The sequence below is a fragment of the Burkholderia sp. Cy-637 genome, assembly GCF_011753175.1.
Classification (GTDB): Bacteria; Pseudomonadota; Gammaproteobacteria; order Burkholderiales; family Burkholderiaceae; genus Burkholderia; species Burkholderia gladioli.
This window is the reverse complement of the sequence record NZ_VWWC01000287.1, coordinates 1-4,820: the sequence shown is the minus strand read 5'-3', so window position 1 is coordinate 4,820 and position 4,820 is coordinate 1. Positions and strand designations below refer to the sequence as shown.

General features: G+C 72.3%; 4 protein-coding genes and 1 pseudogene. All 5 read right to left on the bottom strand.

The genetic code is table 11. The features are described 5' to 3' along the window. Positions 1-370: 370 nt before the first annotated feature. Positions 371-3,301, bottom strand: coding sequence for a winged helix-turn-helix domain-containing protein (locus F3J10_RS34380; RefSeq protein ID WP_167243937.1), 2,931 nt, complete (start codon positions 3,299-3,301; stop codon positions 371-373). A gap of 55 nt (positions 3,302-3,356) precedes the next feature. Next, positions 3,357-3,812: a CesT family type III secretion system chaperone gene (locus tag F3J10_RS34375; protein ID WP_013689018.1), complete on the bottom strand. Its 456-nt coding sequence runs from the start codon at positions 3,810-3,812 to the stop codon at positions 3,357-3,359. A 120-nt stretch (positions 3,813-3,932) separates the two neighbouring features. Beyond that, a complete protein-coding gene (locus F3J10_RS34370) occupies positions 3,933-4,202 on the bottom strand; it encodes a hypothetical protein (protein WP_043278050.1) in 270 nt (89 codons plus the stop codon). A gap of 142 nt (positions 4,203-4,344) precedes the next feature. Further along, the gene (locus F3J10_RS34365; protein WP_013689020.1) at positions 4,345-4,590 is read right to left on the bottom strand and encodes a hypothetical protein; all 246 of its coding nucleotides are present in this window, start codon (positions 4,588-4,590) and stop codon (positions 4,345-4,347) included. A gap of 29 nt (positions 4,591-4,619) precedes the next feature. After that, a pseudogene (locus F3J10_RS34360) lies at positions 4,620-4,820 on the bottom strand (type III secretion protein); the annotation flags it as partial.

Genomic DNA, 4,820 nt, shown 5'->3' with positions numbered 1-4,820 from the left:
GCGCGCGCGCGGGGCCGGCAGCGGCGCGCCCGGTTGCGCGGCCGGAGTGGGCACCGCGTGCGTGATGCCGGGCACGCCTCGCGCATCGCCCCGCGGCTTGGCATCGGCCGTGCCGCTACCACCGATACCGAGACGGGCGAGGACAGGCTTGAACGACGGCATCGGGGCTCCGGGAACGCATGCGAGCCTCGCCCGTTGGCGCGAGGCTCGCATCTCGGTATGGAAGCCCATGGTAGGCGGCGCGGATGACAGCCATTAGTCACCGCGGCGGCACTGGCCGAAGCGATGTTGCGTGATCCGAAGTATCGCGTGCGCCGCGTCGATGCGAATGCGGATGCGGATGTCGATGCAGATGCGATGCGGCGGCCGATCAGCCGCCGGCGGTGCCGTCGAGCGCGTCGAGATCGGCGCGGATCCGCTCGACGATGCGATAGGCGCCCTGCTCGGTGGCGCAGCGCAGCGCCTGCAGGAAGCCGCGCCGCGTGACCTCCTGCGCCTCGCCGCGCGCGCGCGACAGCACGCCTTGCAGATGCAGCAGCCAGGGCATGGTCCAGCGCTCGCCGGTGCGATCGGCGCGGCGCACCGCCTGGGCGATGCCCTGCGCGAGCGTGTCGGCCAGCGCCGGCGTGGTGACCACGGGGATCGCCGGCAGCAGGGTGGTGACGAAGGCCAGCTCGACCGGCGGCACGCGATGCGATTCGAAGCGGCGCGCGATCTCCTCCACCAGCGACAGCGCGGCCGAGGCGTCGCCCTGCCGGCTCAGCAGCCAGCGCTGCACGTCCAGCCCGGTGCGCAGCCAGCGGCGCGGCGCGGTCGAGCTGGCCAGTTCGACCAGCGCCGCGGCATAGGCTTCGGCGCGCGGCGCATCGTCGTCCACCACCGCCAGCGCGCAGGCATGGCGCAGCGCCACGCAGCAGGACAGCGGCTCGTTGTCGGTGGCGTTCAGCTCGGGAATCTCGCATTCGCGCGGCGTGCCGCCCACCAGCCATTGCACCGTCGACAGCGCCGCGCCGGCGATCAGGTGCAGCGACAGCCCATGCCGCGTGGCCAGCGCGCGTGCCTCGCGGATCACGTCGGGCAGCGCGACGTTGGGCCCGTCGGGCATGCCGCTGAGCAGCGGGATCGCCATGTGCAGGTCGCCGGTATAGGCGCGCAGCAGGCCCTCGATCAACCGCGCATTGTGCTGCGCGGCCGGCCAGTGCGCCGCGTCGGCGATCTCGGCGTACTTGCGCGCGAACTCGCGCGCGCGATCGGTCTCGCCGCGGATCTGGGCGCGGAAGAACAGGTGCAGCAGCGCGCGCAGCCGGGTGGAATTGTCGGCGCAGGCGCTGGCGATCTCGTAGGCGCGCTGCCATTGCAGGGCCGCCTCGCCGGCGGCGTTGCGCTTGCAGGTCAGCGCGTTGGCGAGCGCCGCCGCCACGCGCATCTCGGGGCGGATCCGGCGCACCTCGCCGTCGTTGCCGCAGATCGCCACGCGCCGCGCCCAGCCCACGTATTCGTCGCCGAGCGCGAGCCGCACCCACAGCGGCGCGGAGTGGTCGAGCAGGTCCGCGCCCAGTTCCGGCTTGCCGGTGTCGATCGCCCATTCGAGCGCGGCGCGCAGGTCGGCCAGGTCGTGGCGCACCGAAGGCGGCGCGAGGAACGGGCCAGCGCCGAAGCGGCGCGCCACGATGCGCGCGATCAGCGCCGCGTGCAGCGCGCCCGGCGTGGCGCGCTCGGGCGTGCGCGCCAGCGTGGCCAGCGCGAAGCGGCGCACCGAGGGCGGCAGTTGCAGGCGCAGCTCGCCGTCGCATTCCACGTCGTCGACCAGGCCCGCGCTGACCAGTTGGCGCAGCCGCCGGCGGGCCGCCTCGGGCGGCGTGTCGTCGAGGCCGAGCGCGCGGTCGAAGGCGATCAGCAGCTCGATCGCCGCGCCTTCCTCGAAGGCGCCGTGGAACAGGCCGAGCCGGCGCAGCGTGGTGCGCGTGCCGGGGTCGAGCCGGCCATGCACGAAATCGAGGCAGGCGAACTGCAGGTCCGCATGGGGCAACAGGCGCCGCCGCGAGCCCGAGCGCTGCGCGAGGAAGCGGTCCAGGTCGGTGGCGCAGGCCACGAACACCGAGCGCACGTCGCCGTTCGAGGCCAGCGCGGCGGCCAGGTCGGCCGCCATCAGCTCGACCGGATGCGGCATGCCGTCGAGGCTGGCGCAGATCGAGGCGGCCGCGGCCAGCGCATCGGCCGGCAGCCGCGCGGCGGGCGGTGTGCCGTCGCGGCGCTGGCGGCGCGCGAAGGCCGCGAAGAACAGCGCCAGCGCGTCGCTGTTGCCGGAATCGTAGGGCTGGTGCGTGTCGGCCGAGACGCCGAGCGGCGCCACCGCGATCGCGCGTTCGCCGCCCACCGCCAGCGGCGTGTCGCCGGTGGCGAGCACGTGCACGCCCTGGGTGGCGGCGGTGAGGTGCTCGATCACGCGCGCCACCGCGTGGCGCACCGGCGAGGCGTGGTCGAGCACGATGAGCAAGCGCCGTTCCCGCAATGTTTCGGCCAGTTGGGCCGCGTCCAGCTCGCCGCCGCGGGTGTCGACGTCGAGCGCGTCGGCGATCGCGTGCACCACCCGATCGGGCGCCGACAGCGTCGCCAGCGGCACGTAGGCGACGCCATCCGGGAAGGACGGCGCCAGGCCGCGCGCGGCCTCGATCGCCAGGCGCGTCTTGCCGATCCCGGCCGCGCCGGTCAGCGTGACGGCGCGCACCGCCGGCACCGTGGCCAGCAGCTCGGCCAGCTCGGCGTGGCGCCCGACGAAGGGGGTAGGGTCATGCGGCTGGGCGTGGGTGAGCGTGTCGCGCGCGCGCGGCGCGGCGGCTTCGGCATCGGCCTCGGGCAGCGCCATCAGCTCGTCGGGCGGCGCGGCATCGCGCGCCAGGCGCTCGCCGCCGTCGATGTCGGGCCGCTCCACCACGCGCAGGTCGCCGGCGAAGCGGTAGCCGCGGCCCGGCACGGTCTCGATCAGGTCGCGGTCGTCGCCGAGCGCGCGGCGCAGGGCGGAAATCTGGGACTGGACGGTATTGGTGTCGACCTCGAGGCCCGGCCAGACCGCGTCGCGCAGCGTGGCCACCGGCACCGCGCGGCCGTTGGCGTCGATCAGCAGGATCAGGATCGCGAGCGGGCGCGCGCCGATCGCGACGATCTCGCCGTCGGCGATCAGCAGGCCCGCGTCGCGCAGCAGCCAGAAGCGGGAGAAGGCGATGGTGCGGCCGCCCGGGGTATCGGCCGGCGCCGGGACGCGGCGCCGGATGGGCGCGCGCGGAGAGACGGATTTCGACATCGGGGACTACGCGTGGCGCCAGACTCGGGTTGATCGGCCGAGCGGCGCCGGGCGGTCAAGCGCGCAACCAGACGTACTCCCCGGATGCGATGCCGTCGAACATGTCGTCACTCGATTCCATGATGTTGCGCCGCCAGTAGCGGCCGTGTTCCGCGTAATGGGCGAGCAGGTCCGCCAGTTCCGCGCCGTCCACGCCGCTGTCGAACGGGATGCGCAGTATCAGTACCACGTTCCCGGTATCTGTGTCGATCCCCATTTGCGCCTGATCCTGGGCGTAGACCAGCAGGTTCGCCTCCAGCATCAGTCGGAAGATCGTCAGGGTGCGGCCGGCGGTGACGGTTCCATAGTGGAAGTTCGCATACATCGCGTCGATATCGTTATCGAAATAATCGAGGCGTACGTCGAATCCTTCCACTTCGATGGCGCGCGTCTCCAGTACGTTCTGGACGTCGGGCAGGTCGATGACGGCGCACAGATCCTCGATCAGCCAGGTATATCGGTCGGAGCTCATGCGATGCGCTAAGGGTTCGGGTAAATCGGGGATGAATCGAGAAAACAAAAAGAGGCGGCCGCCCGAAACCGGGCAGGGCCGCCGCGATGGCGCCGCGTGGGGCGACGCCGGTTGGCGCGATTAGCCGCCTTGCGATGCGCTTTTGACGTTGCTCGCGCCGCTTTTCATCACGTTGGCCAGCGATGCGGCCATGCTCTGCTGGAGCTGCATCTGCGCCGAGGCGAGCGTCATCTGGTTCATCTGGTTGCTGATGCTCTGCATCTGCGCTTGCGTGGATGCGGAATCCGCGCTGCCGGCGGCCGTGTTGGCGGCGCCGTTCATCACGTTACCGGCGGTGCTGGCCAGGTTGCTGGCGGTGCCCACCATCGAGCTGACATTCGGAAAAGGCATGGTGTACCTCGCGTGTCTAGGTTTGGTTGCGAAAACTACGGAACTGCAACTGCGGTTCATTGCCGGCCGGGTCGGGACGGGCTTTTCGGCCCGGACCGCGCGGCAGGCAGCGTTCGAGGACGGCGGGCCGCCCGCGAATCGGTTACGACGCGTTCGCGCGCTGCTCCTGCAGCTTCGCCAGCGCCCGCGAGGTCGCGAGGAAGCCGCGATAGAGCTTCGCGAGGTTGCTGCGGTCGAGTTCGTTGGTCGACGGCGTCGCGCCGATCTTCTCGGCGGTCGCGTCGAGCGCCGCGCGCAGTGCGTTGACGCGGTCCTGGCTGTCCGGCGCGTTGAGCAGCGTGCGGATCTCGTTGAAATCCTTGGCGTACGGGTCGAGCGGTTCGTACATGGTTGATCCCTTGGGGTGACGTGCCGGGCTCAGCCCGCGATCGGCGGAGCCGGCTGCCGGGACGGTGGTTCGGCCCGCTGCGCGAGCGCGGCGGGGCGGGTGGCCGATGCGAGCATCGGCGCATGGGTTCGGGCCGCGCGCGGCAGCTCGGCCGAGGCCGAGGGCAGCGGCACGAATTCGTCGGCCGTGTTGCGCTGGCCCGTGGCGCCCGGGGCGTTGGCCGCCTTGGC